Source organism: Kordiimonas lipolytica (assembly GCF_042651265.1).
GTDB classification, from domain to species: domain Bacteria; phylum Pseudomonadota; class Alphaproteobacteria; order Sphingomonadales; family Kordiimonadaceae; genus Kordiimonas; species Kordiimonas lipolytica.
In genome coordinates, this window is sequence record NZ_JBHSCR010000006.1 from 46,075 (window position 1) to 72,027 (window position 25,953).

Annotated in this window: 22 protein-coding genes; 6 read left to right on the top strand and 16 right to left on the bottom strand. The window is 54.2% G+C overall.

Annotated features, from left to right (window positions below):
- The first annotated feature begins 38 nt into the window (after positions 1–38).
- Positions 39–1,262 carry a protein-glutamate methylesterase/protein-glutamine glutaminase gene (locus tag ACFO5Q_RS09900; RefSeq protein WP_082719975.1) on the top strand — a complete coding sequence of 408 codons (1,224 nt, stop codon included), beginning with the start codon at positions 39–41 and terminating at the stop codon, positions 1,260–1,262.
- Positions 1,259–2,101 carry a CheR family methyltransferase gene (locus ACFO5Q_RS09905; RefSeq protein WP_082719976.1) on the top strand — a complete coding sequence of 281 codons (843 nt, stop codon included), beginning with the start codon at positions 1,259–1,261 and terminating at the stop codon, positions 2,099–2,101. Before ACFO5Q_RS09900 ends, ACFO5Q_RS09905 begins: the two co-directional genes overlap by 4 nt.
- Positions 2,102–2,161: 60 nt before the next feature.
- Here ACFO5Q_RS09905 and ctrA read toward each other — a convergent pair whose 3' ends face one another.
- A complete protein-coding gene (gene ctrA, locus ACFO5Q_RS09910; protein ID WP_068150049.1) occupies positions 2,162–2,863 on the bottom strand; it encodes a response regulator transcription factor CtrA in 702 nt (233 codons plus the stop codon).
- 332 nt (positions 2,864–3,195) lie between these two features.
- Here ctrA and fliI point away from each other — a divergent pair, with 332 nt between their 5' ends.
- From fliI to ACFO5Q_RS09925, 3 genes are all read left to right on the top strand, one after another.
- Positions 3,196–4,542: a flagellar protein export ATPase FliI gene (fliI, locus tag ACFO5Q_RS09915; RefSeq protein ID WP_068150051.1), complete on the top strand. Its 1,347-nt coding sequence runs from the start codon at positions 3,196–3,198 to the stop codon at positions 4,540–4,542.
- Between the two features lie 8 nt (positions 4,543–4,550).
- A complete protein-coding gene (locus ACFO5Q_RS09920; RefSeq protein WP_068150054.1) occupies positions 4,551–5,000 on the top strand; it encodes a flagellar FliJ family protein in 450 nt (149 codons plus the stop codon).
- A gap of 95 nt (positions 5,001–5,095) precedes the next feature.
- Positions 5,096–6,475, top strand: a complete 1,380-nt coding sequence (locus tag ACFO5Q_RS09925) for an aminotransferase (RefSeq protein ID WP_082719977.1) — start codon at positions 5,096–5,098, stop codon at positions 6,473–6,475.
- Here ACFO5Q_RS09925 and ACFO5Q_RS09930 read toward each other — a convergent pair.
- From ACFO5Q_RS09930 to ACFO5Q_RS10000, 15 genes are all read right to left on the bottom strand, one after another.
- Positions 6,472–7,371, bottom strand: coding sequence for a DMT family transporter (locus tag ACFO5Q_RS09930; protein WP_082719978.1), 900 nt, complete (start codon positions 7,369–7,371; stop codon positions 6,472–6,474). The genes ACFO5Q_RS09925 and ACFO5Q_RS09930 overlap by 4 nt on opposite strands.
- Positions 7,372–7,423: 52 nt before the next feature.
- On the bottom strand, positions 7,424–9,610 hold the full coding sequence (locus ACFO5Q_RS09935; protein WP_156432006.1) for a hypothetical protein: 2,187 nt from the start codon (positions 9,608–9,610) through the stop codon (positions 7,424–7,426).
- Positions 9,611–9,726: 116 nt separating this feature from the next.
- The gene (locus ACFO5Q_RS09940) at positions 9,727–10,515 is read right to left on the bottom strand and encodes a MinD/ParA family protein (RefSeq protein ID WP_068150065.1); all 789 of its coding nucleotides are present in this window, start codon (positions 10,513–10,515) and stop codon (positions 9,727–9,729) included.
- Complete coding sequence (locus ACFO5Q_RS09945; protein ID WP_068150068.1) at positions 10,512–11,531, bottom strand: flagellar biosynthesis protein FlhF; 1,020 nt, start codon at positions 11,529–11,531, stop codon at positions 10,512–10,514. Before ACFO5Q_RS09945 ends, ACFO5Q_RS09940 begins: the two co-directional genes overlap by 4 nt.
- 46 nt (positions 11,532–11,577) lie before the next feature.
- Entirely contained in the window at positions 11,578–13,701 is a 2,124-nt protein-coding gene (gene flhA / locus ACFO5Q_RS09950; RefSeq protein ID WP_068150070.1) for a flagellar biosynthesis protein FlhA, read from the bottom strand.
- 33 nt (positions 13,702–13,734) lie between these two features.
- Complete coding sequence (flbD, locus tag ACFO5Q_RS09955; RefSeq protein ID WP_068150073.1) at positions 13,735–15,135, bottom strand: sigma-54-dependent transcriptional regulator FlbD; 1,401 nt, start codon at positions 15,133–15,135, stop codon at positions 13,735–13,737.
- Between the two features lie 91 nt (positions 15,136–15,226).
- Positions 15,227–15,991 (bottom strand): motility protein A, encoded by a 765-nt coding sequence (locus tag ACFO5Q_RS09960; RefSeq protein ID WP_068150078.1) that lies wholly within the window; start codon positions 15,989–15,991, stop codon positions 15,227–15,229.
- Positions 15,992–16,019: 28 nt separating this feature from the next.
- Complete coding sequence (fliN, locus tag ACFO5Q_RS09965) at positions 16,020–16,379, bottom strand: flagellar motor switch protein FliN (RefSeq protein ID WP_068150081.1); 360 nt, start codon at positions 16,377–16,379, stop codon at positions 16,020–16,022.
- Positions 16,380–16,390: 11 nt separating this feature from the next.
- Positions 16,391–17,089 carry a FliH/SctL family protein gene (locus ACFO5Q_RS09970; RefSeq protein ID WP_068150083.1) on the bottom strand — a complete coding sequence of 233 codons (699 nt, stop codon included), beginning with the start codon at positions 17,087–17,089 and terminating at the stop codon, positions 16,391–16,393.
- A gap of 17 nt (positions 17,090–17,106) precedes the next feature.
- Positions 17,107–18,114, bottom strand: coding sequence for a flagellar motor switch protein FliG (gene fliG, locus ACFO5Q_RS09975; protein WP_068150085.1), 1,008 nt, complete (start codon positions 18,112–18,114; stop codon positions 17,107–17,109).
- Between the two features lie 40 nt (positions 18,115–18,154).
- The gene (fliF, locus tag ACFO5Q_RS09980) at positions 18,155–19,930 is read right to left on the bottom strand and encodes a flagellar basal-body MS-ring/collar protein FliF (protein WP_082719979.1); all 1,776 of its coding nucleotides are present in this window, start codon (positions 19,928–19,930) and stop codon (positions 18,155–18,157) included.
- A 104-nt stretch (positions 19,931–20,034) separates the two neighbouring features.
- Positions 20,035–20,307, bottom strand: coding sequence for a CtrA inhibitor SciP (gene sciP, locus ACFO5Q_RS09985; RefSeq protein WP_082719980.1), 273 nt, complete (start codon positions 20,305–20,307; stop codon positions 20,035–20,037).
- Positions 20,308–20,480: 173 nt separating this feature from the next.
- The gene (locus ACFO5Q_RS09990) at positions 20,481–21,854 is read right to left on the bottom strand and encodes a flagellar hook protein FlgE (RefSeq protein WP_068150092.1); all 1,374 of its coding nucleotides are present in this window, start codon (positions 21,852–21,854) and stop codon (positions 20,481–20,483) included.
- A gap of 87 nt (positions 21,855–21,941) precedes the next feature.
- A complete protein-coding gene (locus ACFO5Q_RS09995) occupies positions 21,942–22,613 on the bottom strand; it encodes a flagellar hook assembly protein FlgD (RefSeq protein WP_068150096.1) in 672 nt (223 codons plus the stop codon).
- 41 nt (positions 22,614–22,654) lie between these two features.
- On the bottom strand, positions 22,655–24,427 hold the full coding sequence (locus tag ACFO5Q_RS10000; RefSeq protein WP_068150099.1) for a flagellar hook-length control protein FliK: 1,773 nt from the start codon (positions 24,425–24,427) through the stop codon (positions 22,655–22,657).
- Positions 24,428–24,699: 272 nt separating this feature from the next.
- On the opposite strand from ACFO5Q_RS10000, the gene mnmA reads away from it, so the two are divergent.
- Complete coding sequence (mnmA, locus tag ACFO5Q_RS10005) at positions 24,700–25,860, top strand: tRNA 2-thiouridine(34) synthase MnmA (RefSeq protein WP_068150103.1); 1,161 nt, start codon at positions 24,700–24,702, stop codon at positions 25,858–25,860.
- The last annotated feature ends 93 nt before the right edge of the window (positions 25,861–25,953 follow it).

Here is a 25,953-nt window from a genome sequence, read left to right on the forward strand (position 1 = left end):
CCAATACTGCCTCTCAGAAGGGTGGTCCTTACCGGGTAATGGTCGTTGATGACAGCGCCATCATTCGTGGTTTTCTGTGCCGTTACCTCTCTGAAGATCCAGATATCGAAGTGGTCACTACAGCGAATAACGGGGTCGTGGCGCTCCGGCAATTGGCTGCCAACGATATTGAAGTTGTGGTTCTGGATATAGAAATGCCTGAAATGGATGGGTTGACAGCCCTTCCGAAAATGATCGAAATGGTTCCTGATATTCAGGTCGTTATGGCTTCTACGTTGACCCGTAAGAATGCGGAAGTCAGTTTGCGTTCCTTGCAGATGGGCGCTGTTGACTATGTGCCTAAGCCAGAAACAGCGCGGTCTGTTAACGCCAACATCGATTTCAGAAGAGAACTGGTCGACAAGGTAAAGGCCTGGGCATCCCGGCGGCGTAAGAAGCGCGGCGAAGAGTTGCCTCATTCGGATAATAGCGCAGGTCCCGGCAGCAGAGTTGCTTCGGCTTCGGGGCATGCTGCCAGGGTGGTCTCGCCAAGAGCCTCCAGCGCGCCGGCCGGGTTCGTTACGGCTCGTCGACCGGCAGCTCCTGTCAGCGTAGCATCCGCTCGTCCTGCCGCTGCCGTAGACCCAATCAAGGATGTGCCGCACCAGAAGGACATCAAACTTCGAACAGGTTCTTTCCGACGGCCAAAAATCTTGGTTATCGGGTCTTCAACCGGTGGCCCGCAGGCGTTGATGAAGTTCTTTTCGGGCTTCAAGAGAGCGCCAAACGTACCTGTGTTGATTACGCAGCATATGCCGTCAACTTTTACGGCAATTCTTGCAGAGCACTTGGGGCAGGCCACGGGGTGGCCATCGCAAGAAGGCAGAGATGGCATGCCGATCCGGCCTGGCGAGATTTACGTTGCGCCAGGAGGAAAGCATATGGAGGTTGTTGATGACGAGGGGGTGATGAAAATTCGCCTTACCGATGAGCCACCGGAGAATTTCTGTCGGCCCGCCGTTGACCCTTTGTTCAGAAGCGTGGCTTCATATTATGGCGAAAATGTTCTGGCAGTGATTTTGACAGGTATGGGGCATGATGGCCTCAAGGGTTCCCGTGAATTGACGCGACATGGCGCGACTGTCCTGGCTCAGGACGAAGCGACAAGCGTTGTCTGGGGAATGCCTGGCGCAGTTGCGACAGCGGGCCTTTGTACTGAAGTGCTTCCGGTGCTGGAGTTGGGAGCAGCAACAGCTACGCGTTTGCAAGGAGGAGTCGGTTGAAAACTGAAGATTTTGAATTCCTTGCAGGACTATTGAAAGAGCGTTCCGGCTTGATGCTGACGCCAGACAAGGTCTATTTGCTGGAAAGCCGGTTAACGCCGCTGGCGCGCAAGCGTGGTTTGGACACGTTGGACGCTTTGGTACAGAAGCTGCGTCTTAGCCGTGAAGAGGCTCTGTGCGTTGAAGTCACTGAAGCGATGACAACCAACGAGTCATTTTTCTTCCGGGACAATACACCTTTCGATCTTTTCAAAAATCATGTTTTGCCAGCCATGGAAAAATCGCGTGGGACCCAGAAGCGTCTCAGAATATGGTGTGCTGCAGCGTCGACCGGGCAGGAACCTTACTCGCTGGCAATTCTTCTGCGCGAAAATTGGATTAAGTGGCAGAATTGGAAGATCGAGATTGTCGGCACGGACATCTGTACTCAGGTGCTGGATAAAGCCAAAGCCGGTACATACAGTCAGTTTGAAGTGCAGCGTGGTCTGCCGATCCAGATGCTGATCAAGTATTTTACCCAGGAAGGCGATACCTGGAAGCTAAACAGTGATATTCGCAATATGGTTACTTTCCGGCCGTTCAACCTGTTGAACAATTTCGTCGGACTGGGGTCATTTGATGTGATCTATTGTCGGAATGTTTTGATCTATTTTGACCAGGCAACCAAGAAACAGGTTCTGGAACGCATGCGCAAGGTACTGGCGGATGACGGAACCCTCTTCCTTGGAGCGGCAGAGACAGTCCTGGGGATCACTGATTCATTCCGGCCGGTTCGCGGGCAGCGCGGTATGTATGTTCCAAGCGATGGTTCGGCCGAAAAACTCATGGGGCTGGGCTAGGCCAAAATAAAAGGCGGCATTCGAGGCCGCCTTTTGTCATTTATGTTCAGAGGGTTGCGCCTAGCTCGCCGCAGCTTCTGCCTCTTCAGAAGGGTTTCGCAGCACGTACCCGCGTCCCCAGACCGTTTCAATGTAGTTCTCACCGTCTGAAGCAGCCGCGAGCTTCTTACGCAACTTGCAGATAAAGACGTCAATGATCTTCAATTCTGGCTCGTCTATCCCGCCATAAAGGTGGTTGAGGAACATTTCTTTGGTCAGCGTGCTTCCCTTCCTTAGGGACAGCAGCTCAAGCATGGCGTACTCTTTGCCGGTCAGGTGGACGCGCTGGTTGTCCACTTCCACAGTTTTTGTGTCGAGGTTGACGGCGAGCTTCCCTGTCTTGATTACGGACTGGGAATGGCCTTTGGACCGACGGACAATCGCATGAATACGTGCCACCATTTCTTCTTTGTGGAAGGGTTTGGTCATATAATCGTCAGCGCCGAACCCGAGTCCCTTCACCTTGTTTTCCATTTCAGTAAGGCCAGAAAGGATCAGGATGGGCGTGTTGACCTTGGCGGTCCGAAGTTTTTTCAAGACGTCATAGCCATGCATGTCGGGCAAATTCAGATCCAGGAGGATGATGTCGTAGTCATACAGCTTTCCAAGGTCCAGGCCTTCTTCGCCCAAGTCAGTGCTGTATACATTAAACCCCTCCGAATTCAGCATCAGCTCGATGCTGCGGGTCATTGTTGGGTCATCTTCGATCAGAAGAACGCGCATATTTTTTCCCCGTGGATTATTGAGGAATAGCGGTTGCCTGAACCCTCATATCCCCCAGAAATTCTTCCTGTTGAAACACTCCGGGAACCCAAAAATACGGCGACCCCATTCCCGGATGACGTATGTTTCTATGGTTAATGTTAACGAAGGTTAACGAATTGTCCAAGAAAAATCGCAACGGTGGGAAAGGGGTTTGACTAGTCTGTCGTGGGCTTTTACCAATCTTTAAAGTGATTGCGGCATGATGGGCGCCGACGACAGAGAGAATTGCTGCGGGCCAGGGGTGGTCCAGCTATTAGGCTTTTATAGCGGTTCGGGTTTTATGAGGGACAATGCGCAGCCTTATTCAGGAAATTGAGCGAGTTCAAACCGAGCGTCGATATGGACGGGTTACTGGCGTCCGTGGACTTTTGGTTGAATTGGCCGGGATTGGCCAACATATCTCGATCGGGTCACGCCTGGAGGTGGAGACCCGCGGCTATCGAAAGGTTCCGGTTGAAGTTGTCGGCTTTCGTCATGAAACTGCGCTTGCTATGCCTTTCGATGCACTTGAAGGGGTAGGGGTTGGTTGCCGGGCTGTTCTGACCCAAAGTGAACCGGTCGTCTTCCCGTCTAATGCGTGGCTTGGCCGCGTGGTGAATGCCCTTGGTGAACCAATAGACGGGAAAGGCCCCATTCAACATGGAACGCGTCCAAGGCTGCTTAGGGCAAGCCCCCCCCCAGCTCATAGTCGGCAGCGCGTCGGCGGAAAGGTCGATGTGGGTGTCAGGGCGCTGAACACCTTTATCACCTGCTGCAAAGGACAGCGCCTTGGTATCTTTGCAGGCTCTGGTGTGGGCAAATCCGTCCTGCTCTCAATGGTCGCTCGTCATTCATCTGCAGACGTTAGTGTCATCGGCTTGATCGGTGAGCGGGGCCGCGAGGTTCAGGAATTTATTGAAGATGACCTGGGTGAAGACGGCTTGGCCAAGTCTGTTGTTGTGGTTGCCACATCAGACGAGTCGGCCCTTATGCGCCGGCAGGCAGCGCATCTGACAATGACACTCGCTGAGTATTTTAGGGATGGTGGCGCGGAAGTAATGTGCATGATGGATAGCGTCACCCGTTTTGCCATGGCACAGCGTGAAATCGGCCTCGCAGGTGGCGAGCCTCCGACCAGCAAGGGCTATACGCCAACAGTTTTCACCGAACTGCCAAAGTTGCTGGAGCGGGCTGGGCCGGGGCCAAGAGGTTCTGGGAATGTGACAGGAATCTTTTCCGTGTTGGTGGAGGGCGACGATCATAATGAACCCGTTGCTGACGCTGTCCGCGGTATTCTTGATGGCCATATTATCATGGAACGCGCCATCGCTGAACGTGGCAGGTTTCCAGCGATTAATGTGTTGAAATCAATCTCCCGGACGATGCCGCGCTGTAATTCTGACGATGAAAACCTGATTGTCAGGGAAGCGAAAAAATTCATGTCGACCTACGCTGATATGGAAGAGATGATCCGACTTGGCGCTTACCGACGCGGCAGCAACCCGGATGTGGATGCTGCCATTGGATACCATGATGCGTTTGAGGAATTCCTTGGCCAATGGAAAGACGACAAAACGCCCCTTGCAGAGGGTTATCTTCAGCTGAAAAAAATTCTGGAAACGGGTCCGGCCCAATTGAATTTGTCTGGCGCGGCATAAGGTAGCTCATGAGCAAACTGGCAAATATTATCCGTCTCAGAAAATGGGAGCTCGATGAAAAGCGGCGGCGGCTTGCGGATTTGCAGGGCGAGCGGGAAGAGATCGTGCTTGCCATAGAGACGATGGAAGCAGAAGTCGTTGAGCAATCCAGAAACAGTGGGCTGGAAGTGTCGGCCGTGGCAATTGGGGCCTATCTTGAAGGGGTGCGGATGCGCCAGCAACAATTGTCTGAGCTGCTTGCTGCCAAGGAGCGTGAGGTTGCCAAGCATCAGGACATTGTTGCTGAGGGGTTTCGTGAACTGAAGACGTTTGAAATTGCCCAAAGTCGGGAAAAAGCCCGGGAGGCCGCAGCGGAAGCCAAAATGGAGCAGGATGCATTTGACGAGTTGGGAATACAGAACCACGCTCGTGAAGAAGCGTTGGCTGATCCACGATATGTGAATATGCGCAGAAACTAGCGCGCCTTTTTTAATCCCGTCCAAATCCCTAAATGCCAGCAGATTCATTTTCTTACCTGCCCCTTTCTGATATTAAAGAATAAACAGGGGAGAAAATGATGGGCCTATCCGATCAGGCAATATTGGAACAGCTTCAAGCGCTGGACAGGATGCATCATTTGCATCCCTTCACCGATCCGCAAGCCGTGAAGAAGGCAGCCCCGTTCGTGATCGAGCAGGCTAAGGGTGCCTATATAACCGGGCAGGAGATCAGGCTCCTGGACGCCATGGCTGGGCTTGGCTGTGTGAATATCGGGTATGGCCGAGAAGAAATGGCTGACGTAGCTGTCGAGGCTATACGTACCCTGAGCTATTATCACAGTTTCTCAGCTGTATCGAACCCTTATGCCGCCGCACTCGCAGGAAAAATTGCAAGCCTTGCACCGGCTGGCCTGAACAAGGTTTTCTTCGCAAATTCCGGGTCGGAAGCGAATGAGACACTGATCAAGCTTGCCTACCTTTATTGGCGCCGAAAGGGGCAGCCCAGTAAACGGATACTTATTTCTCGGGACTATTCGTATCACGGCAGCACCCTTGCGACGACGCGCCTGAACGGTAATGCTCCCATGATTGAAGATTTCGGTCTTGCGGGCGGCGATGATGTGCTTCAGGCCACCTCGCCTTTCTGGTACCGGTGTGGAGGGGACCTGGAGCCTGAAGAGTTCGGCCTTGCGGCCGCCAGAGACGTGGAGAAGAAAATCCTGGAGGCCGGTGCGGAGAACGTCGCCGCCGTAATTGCAGAGCCCATCCAGGGTACAATGGGCGCGATTGTGCCGCCAGACAGCTATTGGCCTGAACTTTCCCGGATATGCACGGAACATGATGTGCTGCTTATCGCGGATGAAGTTGTTACCGGCTTCGGCAGGACAGGGCATTGGTTCGCGCAAGAAACATTCGGCTTCGAAGCTGATATGATGGCTTTGGCCAAGGGTCTGTCCTCGGGCTATGCACCAATTTCTGCGGCGGTCATTTCTGATGAGATTGCAGACGTGATCGAAGACAAAGGCGGCGTTCTACACCACGGATTTACGACGTCAGGACACCCTCTTGCGTCTGCGCTCGCATTGAAGAATATCGAAATCATTGAAACTGAAGGACATGTGGAAAAGGTACATGCCGACATAGGCCCCTATTTCAGCAAGAAACTCAAGACGCTTGAGGACCATCCGCTGGTGGGTGAAGTTCGGGTGTCCGGGCTGATTGCCGGTGTTGAACTGGCAAAAGATAAGCGTTCGCGTGAGCAGTATCCATTGGAAGCGAGCGTCTGCAATCACGTTGGCCAGATGGCGTTGGTGCGTGGGCTGATTGTCCGGCCAGCAGGAAATGTTGTTGTTTTGTGCCCGCCCTTTATCATCACCCATGCGGAGGTTGATTTCCTTGTGGGTGTGATGCGCGATGCTCTTGACGAAACTCAAAGGGCCCTGGAATCATCTTAGGATTTTGAGATTTGCTGAGACGGCTTTTCGCGGGTACGGGCCACCAGCAAGTTGCCACAGACCACGAGTGCCAGACCTGAAAGCGCAAACAGGTTCCATGTAAAACCTTCAAGCACTGTTGAAATTGCCAGAGCAATGACAGGTGTGAGAACGCTCATATAAGCCGCCCGACCAATGCCGATTTGCTCAATCAGCCAAATATACATGGAGAACGCAATCACCGTCCCAACAATTGCAAGATATAACAGCGAACCCACATAAGAGGCGGATGGGTCAAACCCTACAGGTTTTCCGCTATAGATGGCGTAGCTGAAATTGAACAGGGCTCCATAGCCCAAGGCCCATGCATTGAAGGAAAAAAGTGGCATACTCCGGGACCCACTGGTGCCGGCAAAGGTATTGCCGAAAGAACAAACAAGTGTTGCCCCAAGGCATAAAAGGAGTCCCCTGAAGGCTTCGTCATCAAGTGTGAAGCTGTCAATTTCCGGTTTGAAAATGAACGCCAGCCCCAGGATGCCCAGCAGTGCGGAAAACAGCGCGCTGGGTTTGATGGCATTTCCCAGAAATATTCGACCGTTGATGATGTTTAGAAATGACAGAAGGGCGAAGGTGATGGCGACCAGCCCGGACGTAAGATATTCTGCGCCCCCATATGTCAGGACATAGGTTGCGGAGAATAAAAACAGGCCGGTGCAGGCTGGCCAGAGATGCTGATTTATCGGGAAAATTAGACGCTCTTTGCGGACGAGGCAGAGCAGGAAAAGTGTAAAGGATGCAATCCCGAAACGATAGACGAGAGACCATTCCTTGGGAACGATGCCCAATTGCAACTCAATCGCATACCAGGTAGAGCCCCAGATCAAGACGCAGCCAACAAATGCCAAAGTAACGCGCACGCAAGTATCCTAAATTGAACCGGAGCAAGAGATACAACAAAAACTATCGAGTTCAAGTCAGCGATGCATGTTCAGGCCTGATTTGTACCTGCTGCATCAGCGCCTCTACATCCATGGGGAAGGGTTGGTTCTCAGTGATTGAAAGTTGGCCAGTGTAGCCGTTCGCGTCAAGTGCTGCGGCGAACAAGCCAGATGCTTCTCGCATTAGTGTTTGAGGTAAAGGTTTTTCCGAGCGCATTGCAAGATCAAAGCGGTTTTCGCGTACGAGACCATCCAGTTGAATGGCTCCCAGGACAGAAAAACGAACCTCCACCAGAAAACGCTGTGCGCCCTGCATATCATCGCCCTCGTTGCCAGAACCTTGTTTGCCGCCTCCTGCGCCGTCGTCTCTGGGGGGAGGGCCAAAAAGCATGGCGACCCAAGGCATATCAGGCAGTCGCATTTCAAGGGGTAGAAGGGCCGGCCGCCAATCAGATGTTGTATCCGTTGCCGCCTGCATCAAACGTGACATGCCGGACTTAAATGCCTCAAATAGGGACTTATTCGATTGTTCCAATACCCGGGCGGCATCTTGTCCCAGCCATCCTTCCGGGTTGCCGCGTCCTGCGGCACTCAAGAAAAAGAGCAAGCTGTTTGCAAGCTTGCCACCGCCTTGTGCACTTTTGCTTGCCAATTGACTTGCCGCGGCAGGATCCGCTCCCATGATGGTCGCAAAGCTTTGTTCCAGTGCAGGCCAGTGATGGGCGCCAAGAGTACTGAGCGCGGTCCCGGCAGATAGCTGCGCGGTTTGTTCGGCCCTAAGGGGCAAGCCAACTGTTTGTGTTTGGCTCGTTTGCCCAGGGAGAATTTGTATCAGGTCGTCTGTGGTTGGACGAAAGCTGTTTGGCATGGTGATAAACAGCTCTCCCTGAGTTGTCTCAATTCGGAAATCAGCGCTGGGCCCTTTGGGCGTAAGGAACGCGCGAACGGTATGCACGGCCTTGATTTGCGCTTCGCCGGGTATGCCTTGGGGGGCTGCATTCTGGTTTATCTGAATTGTCACCGCACTGCGTTGGCCAGCGCCAGGCGCCGCCAATATGGCATTGAACGTGGCCTGATGCTCTTTGGGGGCAACGCCCGACAGTGGCTGAATGTCGGATATCTTTACCAATTCACCTGAGAGGTTGTTAGCCTGAGCGAGGGGAATGACAAAATTACCCTTATTCGTCTCTACAGTGGCTAGCGTGGCCCCGGAAGGGCTTAAGGCGTTTACCGCAAGCGGTAGGGCCTTTGCATCCTCAGGCGGTAAGGGGCGAACAGCGAGAACCGTAGCAACTTGGGCCGGAGAAACCTGACTGGTACTGGGATCCATCAGTTGAAGTGAATGCGACTGGCCGGAGAAAGAGAATGCCCTGATTACTGGACCCAAGCCGTCTTGCGGGCCACTTGTTGTTAGCTCCGTTAGACTGGATTTCGGGATAAGGTGCGTTGCATCAAGAGCCTTCGGTGAGGCAGGGTTTTGATTGGTAGCAGGACCATAGCCCGAGCCCCTGCTGCGGTTTCCTTGCTGCGCGGCTATCAGGGTTGCCAAGTCCGGGCTGCTATTGCGGCTGGCCAGAAAGTCAGGATTACCTGTTTGTTCAGCAGGTGAGCCAGTTACCTGAGCATGGGGCGCTTGTTGTGCCTCAGGGGCAGGGGGCGACTTTGGATAGTATTGTGCGGGCTGGGTTGAGCTACCGCCTTGGGCGGAACGACCAAGCATGCTTGCCAAGGCGTCGCTGGTAGTACTGGATATATTTTTTGTTTGAACGGCAGGCCCATATCCCGTTTTCTCAGGAAGAGGGGCTGGGTTCTGCTGTGTCTCATTAGTTTGAGGCTGCTGTTTCGCATGAATTGCAATAACTACCAGGGCAAGCCTGATCGGTGGGTCGATGGTATGCCCATTGCGCTCATGGAGGTCTGCTGCCAATTTATGTCCGGCTTCAATGATTTCCAACCTGACGTCGTCGCCTGGGCGCAGTCCCGCATCGGGGCGCAAGGCGAATGTCGCTGTTTCCGTAACAATGATCGGACGGCCTTCATTGTCGATTTTTTTTACCTGTTCCTTTAGCCGCTCTCCGACTTCCAGGTGAGCCGCTGTTGCGGATATGGAAACGGCGGGCTCTCGGCTCCGGAGGTGCTCAGCCTGTTCGTGTTTTGAGGAACTTTCGCCCTTATGTTCACGAGCCTCGGTCTGGGCCTGCTGAGGATCCTTTGACACAGCACTGGTCTTGCCGGTCGTTCTGGCGACCGGGTCGACGGGTTTAGGCAGTGGAGGCCCGGATATATCACTCATTCCGCAGTCCTTCGCGTTCGAAGCTGCTTCAGTGGGTACGCTTAGCGTCCGGTAATGGCTGCAGCCAGAGCCTTAATGTCCGAAGCCGCTTCTGATTGAGGGTGCCTGATCAGAAGGGGGACTTGCGACCTAATCGAGTCAACGACCTTTGGGTCATTCTTGATAATACCGGTAAGTGGCGGTGAAATCTTCAAAAATCCTTCGCACGCACGTTTGATGGCAGCGAATGCCTTTTCGCCTTCTTTCTTCGAAGCCACATTATTCACTACGATCGAGATATCAGCGTTCGGGTTGCGCATATGCGTCACTTTGATGAATGCGTACGCATCCGTGAGAGATGTAGGGTCCGCGGTCATCACCACCAAAATTCGTCCCCTGTGCTTGGAAAGGGTGGTCACAGAGGGGTCGATACCTGCCGCCAGATCAAGCAAGACATGGTCGTAATTTTCCGCAAGCTGGGTCAGGTCGTTACGCATGCCAACCAATGTTTCCTTCGAGAGGGAACCAAGGGCACCGGATCCAGATTTGCCTGGAAGTACGTCAAATCCAGCCCCAGTGCTGTCGGTAAAGGGCACGATGGTTTCCGCCATTGTCGCGTCCTTGGTGATGACCTGCCCAAGGTCTCTTTCTGGCATCATACCAAGCTGAATATCGACATTGGCGAGGCCCAGGTCACCATCAAACAAAAGTACTTTCTTTCCTGCGTGGGCCAAGGCATGGGCCAGAGATACCGAAACCCATGTTTTCCCGACACCGCCTTTTCCGGACGCGATTGTTATCAGGCGCCGTTCAAGGGTTTCTTTGCGATCTAATGCAACAAAATCATTCATGATTTCTCATCCGTCAGTGTGTCGGCTTTGCTTCGACGAGGTAAGGCTGTTATCAGCTTGGAAAGAGCCATTGGTGTGGCGGGATCAAGGCCATCGGCCACAAAGGGGCTTCTGCTAAGTGCTGCCAAAGCCAGGTAGCCAGGGCGTGCAGCCATGATAATGCTGGCATACCGCCTGGCAGCATCGAGCCGTGTTGCGATGAAGCGTTGGCACCCTAGCCGGGAAAAGACTCCTGCGATTTCCTGTGCGTCCAGGGCATCCAGGCCCGCTGGCATTACCAAAACCGGTTCCGCATCGACGGCTCGGATAAAGCCGAGAATTTCACGCAGTTCATCCATATCAAACGGGTTCGTGCCCGGTGTATCAATGATGGTCAGACCGTCTTTGTTGCTGTGTGACCGGAGCACCGCAGCGAGTTCTTCGGGCGATGCCGCTGTTGACACTGTTTGTTTCATCAGTTGAGCGAAATGATCCAGCTGCTGGATACCTGTTGCCTTCACCGTATCCGTCGAAATCAAGTTGATAGGCCGTTCGTGCAGAACGGCGTCAGCTGTAAGCTTGGCAGCACAAATGGTTTTGCCGGCACCCGGTGGGCCAACCAGCATGATCGGGCGTGTTGTACTGTCGGTTAATGGACTGAAGCGGATGGCGGTTTCCAGCGCGACTGAAAAGGCGTCAACAAGACTGCCGCCACCGACAGCACGGGCAGCCTCGCTAATATGAGATGCAGTCTCAAAAGGGAGCCCATGATGATTCAGAACAGCATTAATATCTGCTGTATCGAAATCCCGGGCTTGCGGAACTGGGTGTGAAATCTCGAACGCAGCAGGTGTCTGTTTGGGTTCTGGGGCATGGTCAGGTGGTTTAGGCGTCGCGCCAGCCTCAAGAGCCGCGGTCACCCTGACGCCGCTTTTGCCTTCTTCTATCTGTATGATGATGGCATCCGGTCCGAGCTCGTTTCGGACCAGCCCCATTACCTCCGACATCGTCTTGGCATGAAAGGTTTTTAACCGCATTGCGCTTTATTGTCCTTAAGTGAGCCGGCACTGGCTCAGATACTTATTAAATCTGGCCAAGTGTCCGAATCTTGGCTTGCGGATGAATTTCGTTCTGGCTCATGACAACGGTCGCGGGGCGGAACCGCTCAACAATCGACCTGACATAGGGACGCACCAGCGGGCTTGTCAACAGGACGGGCGCTTCGCCCCGTTCTGCCTGCTGGTCGTACACCATGCGCACGGAGTTGATAAATTCCTGCAGTCGCGTGGGCGCCATTGCCAATTGTCTCTCTTCGCCTTGGCCAACGAGACTTTCCGCAAACGCCTGTTCCCATTCTGTAGAAAGGGTTATGAGCGGCACCAAGCCTTCGGCATTGGAGTAGGCGGCGCATAGCTGCCTTGCCAGCCTGGTGCGGACATGTTCGGTGATGGCGACGATGTTTTGTGTGAACCCCGTCGCTTCGGCCACACCTTCAAGGATAGTCGGCAAGTCACGAATGGAAATCCGCTCCGTAAGCAGGGACTGGAGTACCCTTTGAATGCCCGATGTTGTGATCTGGTTGGGCACAATGTCGGCCACCAGTTTCTGGTGGTCTGATGGCAGATCGTCCAGCAACTTCTGTGTTTCTGCGTACGAGAGCAGGTCAGCCATATTGTCTTTGATGACTTCCGTCAGGTGCGTTGTGATGACCGTGGCTGCGTCCACAACAGTGTATCCGCGGAAACTGGCTTCTTCGCGCGCGCCAGGATCCACCCAGGTCGCAGGAAGGCCGAAGGCAGGTTCAGTTGTCGCCTCGCCTGGTATCTGTACCGGTTGTCCCTGAGGGTCCATCACCAGGAGCATGCCGGGACGAATGTCACCGCGACCGACTTCAGTTTCTTTGACACGAAGCACGTATGAATTTGCGGGCAACTGCATATTATCCAATATGCGGACAGAGGGCATAACGAAGCCCATCTCTGTCGCCAGTTGGCGCCTAAGTGCCTTGATCTGGTCGGTGAGCCGGAAGCCGCTGTCGTCATTGATAAGGGTCAACAGCCCATAACCAAGCTCAAGCCTGAGCTGGTCGATGGCCAGTGCAGAAGTAATAGGCTCCTCTGCGGGAACGGCGGCTTTCTTTTCGGCACTCTCCGCAATAGCAACCTGCTTTGCCTCTTGGGATTTCTTGCTGGTCAGAAGATAGGCAGAAACACCCAGGATAGAGCCAAAAAGGGCGAAGGGCATGAGCGGAAGACCTGGCATTAACCCCATGGCAAGAAGAAGCCCGCTTGAGACACCCAGAGCCCGCGGATAGCCGCTCAGTTGTCCGAACAGGGCCTTGTCTGTAGCGCCGGAAACGCCGGCCTTGGTTACCAACAGGCCTGCGGACGTGGATACGATTAGTGCTGGAATTTGTGATACCAGCCCGTCACCCACGGTAAGGATAGTATAGCGGTTAACAGCGTCGCCAAAGCTAATATCGTTTATAACAACACCAACGATGATGCCACCAACAATATTGATTATGGTGATGAGAAGTCCCGCGATTGCGTCACCGCGGACAAATTTTGCAGCACCATCCATCGAACCGAAAAAGGTGCTTTCATCCTCAAGTTCCTGGCGGCGGCGTCTTGCTTCGGGTTCATCAATAAGGCCTGCGGACATGTCGGCATCAATGGCCATCTGCTTGCCGGGCATGGCATCCAAGCTGAAGCGCGCGGCAACTTCTGCGATACGACCGGAGCCCTTTGTGATGACCACAAAATTTACGATCACAAGGATGGCAAAGACAATGATACCAATGACAACCTGGCCCCCCATCAGAAAGTTGCCGAAAGCCTCGATTACCTTGCCTGCTGCATCGGTGCCTGTATGTCCTTCGGATAGAATAAGCCGGGTCGACGCCAGGTTCAGCGAGAGGCGCAACATGGTTGCGATCAGCAAGATGGTAGGGAAGCTGCTCATTTGCAGCGGTTTTTGAATGAACAGGGTCGTCATCATCACCATAACAGAAAAGGTGATAGATGCTGCCAGCATGATGTCCAGCAACCAGCCAGGCATCGGCATGATTAACATCATGATGATAGTCACCATGCCCAGCGCGAAGGCGATGTCAGAGCTCTTCATGCCAGACAGCACGGCACCGACGTTCAGTCCGCCCTGGGCACCTGAATTGTCCTGCTGCCCACCTGGAGCTGAATCATTCATTGTTTGTCACTCATTGGCAGTTCGGTTCCTGCACTAAACAGAAGCGCGGTGGTTGTTGTCGCCCGGCTGGGGAACCGAAACACCGTCTGCATGGTACTGGTTTAGCTTGTTTCTAAGTGTCCGGATGGAGATTCCCAAAATGTTAGCTGCGTGGGTACGGTTGCCCAGGCAATGCTTCAATGTATCTATAATCAGATCCCGTTCTACTTCGGCGACGGTCTTGCCAACAAGCGTTGCGGCCACTTCCGCGTCTATACCGCCTTCTTCCCCCATACTACTTTGAGGCTGGCTTTCCGGTGCGCGGCTTTCGCCCGAGCCGGTAACAGCCAGATTGCCGCTGGCGTCTGGAAGAAGTACGGCTGCCGCGGAAATCTCGTCACCCGTAGCAAGCAGAACAGACCGGTGCATGGTGTTTTCCAGTTCACGGACGTTACCTGGCCAGTTATGCGCCTTGAGAACCTTCATGGCGTCGGCGCTGATCGGGCGTTCCTCTACCTGATTTACTTCGGCATATTTCTTGGCAAAATATTCTGCCAGGGCCTGAATATCTAATGGACGTTCCCGCAAGGGAGGGACGCGCAGGTTCACGACGTTGAGACGGAAGAACAGGTCTTCCCGGAATTTGCCATCCTTGACGTCGTCCTGAAGATTTCTGTTGGATGTAGCAATAATCCGAATGTTTACATTGACAGGCTTTGAGCCACCTACCCGGTCAATCTGGCGTTCCTGAATGGCGCGCAGGAGCTTTGCCTGCAGGCGCACATCCATCTCCGAAATCTCATCAAGCAGAAGAGTGCCGCCATCTGCTTCTTCGAACTTACCGATCCGACGGGCTACTGCTCCAGTGAAGGCTCCTTTTTCGTGGCCAAACAGTTCGGATTCCAGAAGGTTTTCGGGGATGGCAGCACAGTTAACCGCTACAAAGGGTTTGTTCGCCCGACGACTTTTCTGGTGTACGAAGCGTGCCATTACTTCCTTACCGGTACCAGACTCCCCGGTAATAAGGATGCTGGCTTCAGACGGGGCTACTTGTTCGGCCAGGGCAGCAACATTTTTCATTATAGCGTCACGGTAAATGAAGGACTGGCTATCTTCCGCAACAGCTTCAAGAACAGCAGCGATCAGCTCTGCATCAGGCGGCAGAGGGATATACTCTTTTGCTCCGCCTCGAATGGCCGCTGCAGCTGTTTTGGGGTCGGTTCCTATGCCACAGGCGACCACAGGAATGGAAAAGTGCTCTGCCCGAAGCTTTGGAATTAGCCCCGGAATGTCGAGCGAGATTTCAACCATCAACAGGTCTGCGCCACGGCTCCTTAGGATTGAAAGAGCAGTGTCAGTGTCGGGCGCGTGAGTTACCTGGGCCCCGCGGTCCATCGCAATCTGGCTGGCGGCACCCAACTGGCCATTAAGAGTTCCCACAATCAGCAGTCGCATTTTATAGTCTCCGTTACATCAACCCGTTTTCTCCGCGGGTCATGCGGTTCAATTCTTTTCTTGACCTTGCAAATTTTGTTTCGGCTTGCAGTCATTTGAAAAAGGTTATCCTTTGTGCTGGCGGCAATACGGTATTCAAGAGCATTTCCAAGCGCCGCGGGTTTTCCTTGCGGCGGATCGATGTTGCGCCCATGGCATAAAGGTTGTTCACCAAAGCCTCTTCATCTGTGCAGTGCTCAGTTTTTGCTGCCAGCGGAATGAAAAACAGGTGCGCCATCAGCGCGCCGTAGAAGGTGGTCAGTAGCGCCACCGCCATAGCCGGTCCAATCTCTGCCGGATTGTCCAAGTTACCCAGCATTCTGACCAAGCCAATAAGCGTGCCGATCAAACCCATAGCAGGCGCCACGTCGCCAGCCCGCCTCAGGAAGTCAACAGACCTCATATGGCGAGAGGATGCCGAGCTCGCTTCACGCCGCAAGATTTGCTCAATCTCTTCCGGCTCCGTGCCATCAACGACAAGCTGGATGGCTTTCATCAGAAACGGCGTATCTTTCAACTTCGGCAATAGGCGCTCCAGCAACAAAATGTCGTTATGTTTCCGTGCCTCGACAGCAATCTTCATTATTTTGACAGCCTCATCCGACGGGTCGCGTTGGCCATGGCGCAGCAAGGTCCAGATGTTCACCGGTAACGTCATCATCTCCTGAAAGCGGAAGCTGATGGCCGTAACGGCGAAAGTTCCCAGAACAACGATCATGACGCCCTGCAGGTTTATGAATGCCCAGGGAGAACCGCCGAGCCAGATCGCGCCAGCAACCAGCAGGAAGGCCGTCAACATACCCAAAATCGTGCTCATAGGCCGTCTGCCCCCTTGATCCGCGAACCTAGTTCGCGCCGCCATCCAGCTTGATGATTTCGGTCATTGTTACGCCCAGGTGGTCTTCCACCAGGACAACTTCACCACGAGCCACTAGCCTGTTGTTGACGTAAATGTCGATGGCCTCACCGACTTTCCTGTCAAGTTCCACAACGGCCCCAGGGGCCAGCTTCAGCAATTGGCTGACTTCAAGGGTCGACTTTCCGAGAACCGCCTGAACGCGTACCGGAACATCAAATACCGGCTCTAATTCTTGCGCCGAGCGGACTTGCCCGTCTTCCTTGGGTGCAAGGTCCGGGCTACGGCTTGTGCCATCGTCCAGGTTCTGCAAGCCAACGTCGCCTGAATTTTCGTCTTCGTCTGCCATCAAATAATTCCTTATTCAGGTCCACCTGCAGCAAGTTGCTCAATAGCTTCCTCTGTTTCAGGGTTTGTTTCTTCCGCAGTCGCGGATTTGGCGCCATTGTCAGCGTCAGACATGACAAAGCGCTGCACCGCTGTTTCAACTTCACGCATGATGGTGTCATGCTTGCGTTCGGTGCCGCCGTCGGGCCATTCCACCCGACAGTCCTGAGGGCCTAGGCCCGGCTCTCCGATCAATACGATATCACCGGGAAATCCGGTTGATGCTTTCAGGTCTTCAAGCCGCTCATTGACTGGGTCGAGCAGCGATTCCGAGACCCTTACCACCAAGCGCGGTTCCTTGTTCGCTGTCGCCAGGCAGTCTTCTATCAGGGCTTCAATTTCAGCCATTGGGTGTGCCCTGATAAGGGCTGGCGAGAGCTTTGATGCAATCGCATAGGCCAGTTGCACCATTTCCTGTTTGATGCCGGATTCCAGCTGTGACTTCTGCGAGAAAAGGGCATGGGCAGCTTGAGCAACCTGGCTCAAGGTTTCTTGGGTGGCCGCTTCAATATCATTTAGGGCCTGCTTTCGACCTTCCTCAAAGCCGTGGGCATAAGCTTCAGACTTGATTTGCTCTGTATCCGCGCGAAGGCGGTCAAGTTCTTCGTCGAAGCGGCTCTTTGCACCGCCGTCGAAGGCTTGATCAAATCGATATTTTACAGGTTCAGCCATTCGTTCTCATGCCACTTCTAATAGATCAGTTCGTCTTCGCCTTTGTTGTCGGAAAGCAGGATTTCGCCTGCTTCCGCCAAGTCTTTGGCTTTGTTGACCATGTCCATTTGTGCTTCATCTACATCTCTCAGACGAACAGGCCCCATGGCTTCCATGTCTTCTCTCAGGATTTTTGCTGCCCGCTCGGACATGTTGGAGAAGAATAGGTCGCGAAGGGTGTCGGATGCCCCTTTCATTGCAAGGGCGAGTTTGTCCTTGTCCACATTTCTCAACAAGGTCTGCACACCACTCGGGTCGAGGTTGGCGAGATCTTCGAAGGTGAACATCAGGGCGCGGATACGTTCTGCAGAATCTCTATTCCGGTCTTCAAGCGCTGCGAGGAAACGGGATTCCGCGCTTCGGTCCAGGAAGTTGAAGATTTCTGCAATTGTCTCGTGGCTGTCCCGGCGACTGGTGCGCGCAAGGTTATTCATGAATTCTACGCGCAGGGTCTGTTCGACCTTGTCCAGAATATCCTTCTGAACAGCCTCCATACGGAGCATCCGCATGATGACTTCCATGGAAAAATCTTCAGGCAAAACAGAAAGTACGCGAGCGGCATGCTCTGCCTTGATCTTCTGCAGCACAACGGCAACCGTTTGTGGGTATTCATTCTTGAGGTAACTGGCGAGAACAACTTCGTTCACATTGCCCAGCTTGTCCCACATGGTACGTCCCGCAGGTCCTCGGATTTCGTCCATGATCTGCTGTACCCGGTCGCCCGGCAGCATTTTTGCCAAAAGGCGTTCTGTGCTGTCAAAAGAGCCATTCAGGTTGCCGACAGTTGAAACCTTTGAGGCAAATTCAACGAAAAGCTCTTCGACATCGGCGGCGGCCACGGTGCCAAGTGTCGACATATGCTGCGACAGCTCCTTGATCTCGTCTTCCGACAGACCTTCCCAGATATTTCGGCCATGTTCGTCGCCGATGGCCAACATGAAAGCTGCTGCTTTCTGAGCTCCGGACATTTTGGTCAATTCTGGCATTTTTACACCTGTATCAGTTTAATACCGCGGATTCGCTGGATCACTCAGCATAAAGCCACGTTTTTACGATCGCGATCGATTCATCAGGATTGGCACGTATAATGTCGGCGACCTTCTTGATTGCAGATTCCTGGATCCTGCCCTCAACCTGTGCGACGTCAATTTTTGCGTCCGTCCGCATGTCGTCCCGAACCAGAGCACCTGTTTGCTGAGCGTAGCGAACAGCAGCGGCTGCATCCTCATCACCCGCAGCGGCCGCAGCCATTACATCCGCGGTTATCGGGCTGCCTGGCCCCATAATAGCCGGTGTTTCAGTGGTCCTGTCTTCAATTTGACCCGGATCAGGTGGGGCAGGGGCATCTGGGATGGCTTCGATCAGGCGCATCACCAGCGGACGAACCACCAGAAGGATCACCAAAATAATGGAGATAATTATGCCGCCCTCGGAAACGACTTCGATCAGGTCTTGTTTGTTCAGTCCAAACAAGCTCAGGTCCTGAGTAGCCTGCGTGATCGGCGTGGGGTCAACAAAGCGCATTGATGTAACTGTTACCTCATCGCTGCGACCGGTGTCTGGATCGTCAACAAAGGGAATAGCCGTCAATACAAGACTGCGAAGCTGATCTATCTCGGCCTGCGGTCTTTCCTGGTAACCAACTGTGTTGCCTTCTTCGTCAATCTCACGGATGCCATCTACCAGCACGGCAACCCGCAATTGGGTTATCTCGCCGGGCTCCTTGATCGTAACTGTTTCTGTCTTCGAGTTTTCGAAGTTTGTTACTTCTTCAGTCTTGCTGGCGGTGTTTGATGGGGAAACCCCGAGCCCTTGAGCATCAGGCAAATTATTGGCAGTCGTAACTTGGCCGCCTACCTGATCCGTTTCACGAGACTCTTCTTCCACCACGTTCTGAGACAGGATTACCTGATTGTCAGGGTCGTAGGTTACAGCGTTCGTAGTCGTCCTGCTCATATCCATTTGAACGGATACTTCGGCGCGAACGCGGCCCTCGCCAACCCTGCGGGCAAGCAACTGCTCAATCTTGTTGCGGTACATGCGTTCTTTGGCAAGGCGCGCTTCTTCCAGGCTTGTAAAGCTTGAGAATTCGCCTTGCTCGCTGGCTCCGTCCACAAGCAGTCGCCCAGATGTGTCGGAGATTGTAACGCGTTCAGGAGATAAACCTGGCACTGCTGTTGCCACAAGGGCTTGGATCGCCTGGGCTTCCCGGCGCCCAAGTCCGGCGCCGCTTGTGCGAACAAGAATGGACGCTGATGGCTCGGAGGCCTCCCGTTCAAACGGGCGCCTTTCCGGCATCACGATGTGCACGCGTGCTTCGCTGACAGAGCCTAGATATTTGATGGTGCGGGCTATTTCGCCTTCCACGGCGCGGACATAATTGACATTGAGCTCAAAGCTCGTGCGCCCAAAGCTGCTTTCCTGATCAAAAATCTCTTTGCCAACAACGCCGCCGGTCAGGCCATCGCCGGCAAGCGTCAGGCGCAACCGGTCAACCTGATCCCGAGGAACCTTTAAAACGCGGCCGCCCGCGTCTGTCTCATAGGGGATGCTTTCGGCTTCGAGGCGTTGTGCGATTGTCGACGCATTCGCGGGGTCCAGGTCTGTGTAAAGCACAGTCATGGGAGCGGTTTGCCAGCGTCCGACAATGGCAAAGAAAAAGAATATGGTCAGGGCACCTACTAGGCCGATAAGGATCAGCCGGCCAGTGCCAAGATTTCGAAGAAATTGCAGAAAATTTTCCAACGCCCACCTCGGATACAAACACCCAATGGGGATACTCGCCCCAAGTTCACCCAACAAATTAGTCTGTCAGAGTAAACAGATAGTTAAATCTAGGCAATTTTTGCCTATAATTGTAAAGGAAAAATTTGAGATGGGCTGAATTTAGTGGCAAATCGGCAGTGCTAATCGCTTCTGTATTGCTGTATGCGTGTAGCGCGAAGGCCGGGTAGGCCGTTCTTGGTGATGGCTTGTTGCCAAGAAAGGAACTCTTCTACTGAAAGAGAGTAGCGAGCGCAGGCCTCTTCCAAGCTAAGCAGTCCGCCTTGAACCGCAGCAACAACTTCTGCTTTGCGCCGGATAACCCATCTTTGGGTATTCGCTTTCGGAAGGTCGGCAAGGGTCAAAGGTTTACCTGTCGGTCCAATGACATTTGCTCTATTGGTTCCATTCTGCATAAGACTCTACCTCACCCATTGGTGGTGAGGCGATTATAGGAAGAGGTCGTTTAAAAAAGCCTAATGGCTACAGTTAAAGCGCCGTTAACCTATAGACCTACGCAAAAACTGGGCAGCCAAGGCTACCCAGTTTCGCGCAAAAGAGTGGTTGTCAAGCTAGGTTAGCTCGAACCTTAGAGTCTTGTCAGCTCTTCCAGGATTTCATCGGATGTTGTGATGATCCTGGTGGAGGCAGAAAAGGCCCGCTGTACTTTGATCAGTTCCGAAAATTCATTGGCAAGGTCTACGGTAGACTGCTCAAGAGAGTTCGGAGCGATGCTGCCGGCACCGCCGCGACCAGCTTGCTGGAAGGACGGTGTACCTGAAAGGTCCGACAGGCCAAAGGCGTTGCCCTGCCGACGGGTCAGGCCATCCGCGTTCTGGAACGTCGCGACAGGCAGCTTGAACACCGTAAGGGTCAGGCCGTTGTCGAAGATTGCTGTAACATTGCCGTCTTCCCCAATGGAAACGCCGTTCACGTTTTCAAAGTTCGCGCCGTCCACGCTTGAACTCAGCAGGTTTGATGCGTTGTCGGTTTGCGAGAAGCCATCTGTTTCAGCATCCGTACCAAAGTCAAAAGTAATAGCGCCTTGTTCAACTTCGACAGTCGCACCATCGGTTGCGTTGGTGGCATAGTCGAATGTCAGCGTTTCGCCTAGGGAAAGATCAACGGGGTTCCCGCCAATATCATCCATAGTGGTGCTGGCAAGGTCAATGGAGCCATCTGTGTTGAAGACCAACTGGCCAGAAGCAACAATGCCGTTGGTGTGGGCTGCCGTGAGCACAGATGAATCATCGAAATAGAGTTCATAATTCCAAGTGTTCGCGGCGTTGTCTACCTTGGCTGCTGCTACAATCACGGTGTGTTGCCGACCAAGGGAATCATATACTTGAATGTTGGTTTCAAGTTCTGCCGTGGTGGTGCCGGTTGCAAGGTCTCCGAGGGTATAGGCAGCGCCATCAATCTCGGTCGCGCTCGCATTCACGTTGGCGCGCAAAGATACATTCTGTGTAGCCGACCCCAAGCTGTTCAATTCGTTGATGTTGATCGGGCTCAGCTCATCCAGGTCGTTCTGGTTGTTGGTGATGCTGCCGTCTGCGGCTACCGGCCAGCCCATCAAGTAGAGGCCCGCAGTGTTTTTCAGGAAGCCACGGGAGTCCTGGGTAAAGGACCCTGCGCGGGTATAAAGAACTTCACCCGCAGCGTCTTCTGCATCTGTGCCATCACGCACCACGAAGAAGCCTGCGCCGTCAACTGACAGGTCTGTCGCTGAAGCCGAAGGCTGCAGAAGACCCTGCTTTGATACAAGCGTATCCGAAAATGCGCGTACGCCGCCTGGTGAATATGATGAAAGAGCTGCTGTTTCGGTCACAAGGGTCGAAAAACGGGCCCGGGTTTCTTTATAACCAATCGTGTTTACGTTGGTGATATTGTCGGCGATGACGCCTACGCCCTCGGTAAAGGACTGGAGGCCTGATACGCCTGCTGCCAAAGCAGTGAATGCCATTTTACTTCTCCTACACTCTTTTGCGTTTTCGCGTGCTTTGGGCTTTCTGCTCGTTAACCGGGCGCTTCGGTCCGGTGTTTAGGTCAGCTAGTTCTTATGAACGAGCTGCAAAATCTCCGACTGCCCAACTTCGTTCGGGCCGACGGTAAAGATTGGTTCAAGGCCGCTGGTGTCTACGGCCGTGATAGTTTCCTGAACAGCTATTGGCGGGTCCAATTCTACGCCGTCAGCATTGGTTGCTGCGATGTCCAGAGTATATTTCCCTGGGGCGGCTGGGTTGCCGGCAGTATCGATACCGTCCCATTTGAAGGTATGAAGCCCAAGAGTTGTCAGGCCAGCCTCGGAATAGACAACGGTACCTGTTTCATTCCGGACTTTAACGGTAAGGTCATCCGTTACAGCTGTGTTCTGATACTGCCACTTAATGCCCGAGCTGCCGTCATGATCGCCTGTTGTGCCCAAAATCAGGGCGTCACTTCCCAGGAAGGAAGCTGCGCTGGCAATATTATTCATTTCCAGCAGGGATTGGAGAGACTCAAGGTTCTGGTTCGTTTGAATCTGCTGTTCTACGCTTGAGAACTGTACGAGCTGATTGGTGAACTCGTTGCTGTCCATCGGATCTGTTGGATCCTGGTTCTGGAGCTGCGTTGTGAGCAGGGTCAGAAAATCATCAAAGTCGTCGGCAAGTTTGGCTGCGGAGTTGTCGCCCCGCGTCAAACCGGTTCCGGTTCCCGATGTTATGCCTGTAAGATCTACCATTCTCTTGCTCTCATTTCGGCCGCCGATGCGGCCGGTTTTCCTTAAACTTCAATATCCAGACCGGTTTCCACGCTTACGTTGGCGAGGATGGTCTCAAGTGGAACTTCTTCTTCGGCGATGTCGACCTCCAGGCCGCCTTCAGCCATTCCATGACCAAGGCCGCTGCGCGCTGCCAGATCGTCGCGCATTTTTTCCTGCTGGACTGCTTCGGCGAATGCCCGGCCAGCGCTCTCCTGGTCGTTAGTGTCCAGACTGAACTGGATGCCGCCATCCGCTTTATGTCCAGCAGACTCAAGCGCCCGCTCAAGGCCACGAGTGTCGCGCTGCATAAGGTCCAAAGTCTCGGGCCGCTCCGCCATCACTTGAGCATGAACCTTGCCGCCTTCGAGAAAGCTCAATTTCACACGCACGCGGCCGAGCTCAGCTGGGTCGAGCCGAACGGTGAAGGCCTGTTGGCCGTCGTTTACCGCCTTGGTGACATGCATGTTCAGCTGTTGGCTAACCTGCTGCGCCAGTTCTGGCGAAGGCTTGCCACCCAGAAGCGACATGCTGGCCATAAAGCCGGTTTCGCCTTTCAGGCCACTCAGTCCCGCAGCAACGGCATTTGCCGACGTGCTATCAAAGAAACCGGCTACTCGCTCAGGTGTCAGCGGGGGCAGAGCCTCGCGCGCTGGCGCTGGCGCCTGTGTTTCTGGAAGTTTTGATACAGGTTCTACCGGTTTTGCTGAAGCTGCTTCTTTCAGTGTGTCCGCGGCAGGCTCTGCAGTTACCTTGAAATCAAGCTGCTCTTTGCCAGGGCCACTGTTGGCCTTGTTCGTTGTCGGCACAGTGCGGTCCGCTACTGACTTCGGCGCCGCGGCTGCAACCTGTTGCTGCGCCTGCTGCGTGACAACACCGTTACCCTCTACTTCATCGGCTTGCGCCTCGGCAGGGGCTTGAGGAGTAGCGGGAGCCGCCTGGCTTGGTTGTTCCGATTGCGGGGTCACCGTGGGGACGGCTTGTTGCTGGCCTTGTGCCAGCCCTTGAAGGCTGGGTGTGGCTGCTTGCGCGCCGTTAACGGGCGCTGCAGTAAGTGCTGGTTTGTCCAGGGGCGCTGCAAGTGTCTCTTCAGGCAACTGGGCCTGTCCGGCCTGGCCTAAAGCGTTAGGTGTAGCCTGAACGGTTGTGCCCTCTGCGCCCGGGGTAAGGACAGGGGCCTTTTCAACCGCAACGCCGAACAATCCCTGCGCTGCGGTAGCAGGCAGAATGTGGCTGTTGGTGGAAACCCCGGCCTGCGATACCGCGGCCAACTGTTCAGTTGACGGCAGGGCTGGCAACTGCTCGAGCTTGAGGCCAAGTTTTTCAAGGGCTGCCTGAGGCAGAATGGATATGTCCTGGCCGGACTGTTGGCTCGTTATACCTTGCGCTGACATCGCGGCAGCCTGACTGCCTGCAAGAGCAGCCTGGATCGCAATGCCTGAAACGCCCGCCTTCGCCTGTTGGGCAGATTGAGCTGAGCTTGCGCTGCTTTCAGTAAGGTCCGCTGTCAAGCCTGCAAACGGTGCCCCCTGCAACTGCGCGGGCATCATCTCAGGCGGCAAGGTGGCCTGGAGGCTGGCAAGAAGTTCCGCCTGCTCCGTGGTGAGGTCAAGTGCTTCGGATACAGCAGTACCCGGAACGACTGAGGCCGTTTCAATGCTTTGCAGCGCCTGGGCAAACTGAGCGGCTAAATCGCTCTGTCCCGCGCCTGAAGCCTGGCTAACGCCCAACAGCCCAGCAATCGCTGGAGAAGGGGAGGAGCCAATGCTCTGCATCAATTGATCAATAGGGTTCATATCTTACTACCAATTTGTTCGCCTCATCACCCGGCAGGGTTTTGTTCGACCAGATAGAAGCAAGGGGCGGGCCAGTTTTTCCGAAAAATGCGAAACGCCTTGAATCTCAAGGGGTCGCCGTATTGGAGGGTGCGTTCTAATTTGGGGCGGGAGCGGTTCTTGCCGGGCAAAAACAGGATCATTCATGCCTATTGGGCGGAATCACTTGCCTCTGGAAGCTCGAATGCCTATATCGACAGGCAAGAAGCGAAAGCTGACGAAAGTAGTAAGAAATGTCGACCCCACTTGAGCAAACAGAACTGAACAGCCTCGGGTTCCCTTGCCCGCCAGAAGAGACGCGCGTGGTCGTGGCTATGTCCGGCGGTGTGGACAGCTCCGTGACGGCTGCGCTTCTGAAGGAGCAGGGTTATGACGTGGTCGGCATCACGCTGCAGCTTTATGATCACGGCGTCGCCGTTCAGAAAAAAGGCAGCTGTTGCGCGGGGCAGGACATCCATGATGCCCGCCGTGTGTCTGAAGCACTGGGTATCCCGCACTATGTGCTGGACTATGAAAGCCGCTTCAAGAACCAGGTGATGGAAGAGTTTGCCGACAGCTATATCAAGGGCGAAACCCCGATCCCCTGCGTGCGCTGTAACCAGACAGTGAAATTCAAGGACCTTCTTGATACCGCACGCGACCTGGGCGCGGACTGTATGGCCACCGGCCATTATGTACAGCGGGTTGTTGGCGAAGACGGCAAGGCGCAGCTGGTGCGCGGCATCGACGACGGCAAGGACCAGAGCTATTTCCTGTTCGCGACCACGCAGGAGCAGATGGATTTCCTGCGTTTCCCCCTTGGTCACATGGACAAGGAGCAGACGCGGATCGAGGCCGAGCGCTTCGGCCTGACCGTTGCAGACAAGCCGGACAGCCAGGATATCTGCTTTGTACCCGAAGGGCGCTATGTGGATGTGATCGAACGGCTGCGCCCTGGCGCGCTTGAGCCCGGCGATATTGTGGATATCGACGGCAATGTGCTCGGGCGTCACGAAGGCATCGTAAAATACACCATCGGCCAGCGCCGCGGTCTTGGCATCGGCGGCTTTGAAGACCCTATCTATGTGGTCAAGCTGAATGCCGCCAAAAAGCAGGTCATCGTTGGCCCCAAGGAAGCACTGCTGACAAGCGAGATCGGCGTCAAGGAGGTGAATTGGATCGGCGAAGATGTCCCGGCTTCAGGCTTGGATGTTGTTGCCAAAATCCGCTCCACCCGCCCCGGCGTGCCAGCGAAAATCTTCCTTGAAGGCGGCCGCGCCCGCGTGGTGCTGAACGAACCTGAGGCCGGCGTATCCCCCGGCCAGGCCGCTGTTTTCTATGACGGGGACCGTGTGCTGGGCGGCGGCTGGATCGACAGCGCCACCAGCGCAGACCCACGGCTGGCCGCAGCCTGATCCCCCATATAAAAAGCAGCGGTGTTATGTGTCAAGCGCGGCTGCATAGTGATCCCTCATTTTTGCGTTTGCGCGAATGAGGATTTTTCTAGT